The sequence below is a fragment of the Streptomyces sp. NPDC000941 genome (assembly GCF_053599555.1).
This window is the reverse complement of sequence record NZ_JBSFMM010000562.1, coordinates 1-1,157: the sequence shown is the minus strand read 5'-3', so window position 1 is coordinate 1,157 and position 1,157 is coordinate 1. Positions and strand designations below refer to the sequence as shown.

Annotated in this window: 1 protein-coding gene and 1 pseudogene; both read right to left on the bottom strand. The window is 72.5% G+C overall.

The window, feature by feature from the left end; all coding sequences use genetic code 11:
- Window positions 1-364 (bottom strand): annotated as a pseudogene (locus ACWDSL_RS53495) (hypothetical protein); the annotation flags it as partial.
- Window positions 361-1,157, bottom strand: a 797-nt coding sequence (locus tag ACWDSL_RS53490; protein WP_450497038.1) for an AAA family ATPase, incomplete at its 5' end; no start/stop codon positions are given. The pseudogene ACWDSL_RS53495 and the gene ACWDSL_RS53490, both read right to left, overlap by 4 nt.

Here is a 1,157-nt window from a genome sequence, read left to right as displayed (position 1 = left end):
GGGGGACTGGGGCGAGCCGGGGGACGGGGGTGACGACATCGGCGGCGATCGCCTGCCCCGGGGTCTCACCGGACGGGGCCGGGACGCCGACGAGGTCCACGGGGCGCGGTGCGGACAGCACCAGTTCGCCCTCGGGATCCGGTTCCTCGCCCTCGGCGTCCGCGGGCGAACTGCGCGGCGGATCCAGGGCGCGGGGCGGCTCCTGCGCGGGCGGCGCGGCGGAGGGCGGGGCGGGGGCGGGGCCGTCGGCCTCGTGATCGGTCTCCGCACTGCAGATCGCGAGCCATAACGCGTCGGCGAGCTGCTGCCAGTCGAGGTCCGGTCGACCGTGCTCAGAGGACCTGCCGCCTGGGTCCTGTGTCATGTCGGGCCTGCTGCATCCAGCCGGTGCCAGACGGCGTGCAGTAGCTCCTCCCACTCGGGACCCGGACGATGGGCCTGAGACGTCACCAGATACACCGCGTTGAGCAACTGGTCGGCCGCCAGCCCGCCTTCGAGGCGGCTGCGTTCGAGGAACATCTGGATGAGTTCCAGGGCGCGCGGATCGTCGGCCCGGCCCAGGTGCGCGGCCACGATCGCGGCGAGCCGGTCGGCGTCCGGGTCGGGCAGCCGCAGCTGCAGACAGCGGCGCAGAAAAGCGGGCGGGAATTCCCGCTCGTCGTTGCTGGTGATGACGACGATGGGGAAGGCGCGGCAGCGCACCCGGCCGGAGGCGATGACGGCGCTGCGGTCGGGGTCGTCGGTGAGCACCCGGACGGCGGGGTTGCGGCTGCGGATTCGCACCAGTTCGGGAATGGCGTATTCGCCGGCCTCGAAGATGTCGAGGAGGTCGTTGGGCAGATCGATATCGCTTTTGTCGAATTCGTCGATGAGCAGGACGCGGGGCAGCCGGTGCGGCAGCATCGCCGTGCCCAGCGGGCCGAGTTGGAGAAAGCCCCCGATGTCCTCAGGCCCGGGCTCGGGGTGATCCTGGTCCGCCGCCTGCCCGGCCGCCGCGGCGTGAACGCGGCCGACCGCGTCGTACTCGTACAGACCCGACCGCAAGGTGGTGCGGGTGGTGATCGGCCAGCGCAGCACCCGGCCGAGCCCCAGCTCCCTGCTGATGCGGTACGCCAGTGTGGACTTGCCCGTCCCCGGGCGGCCCGTCACCAGAAGGG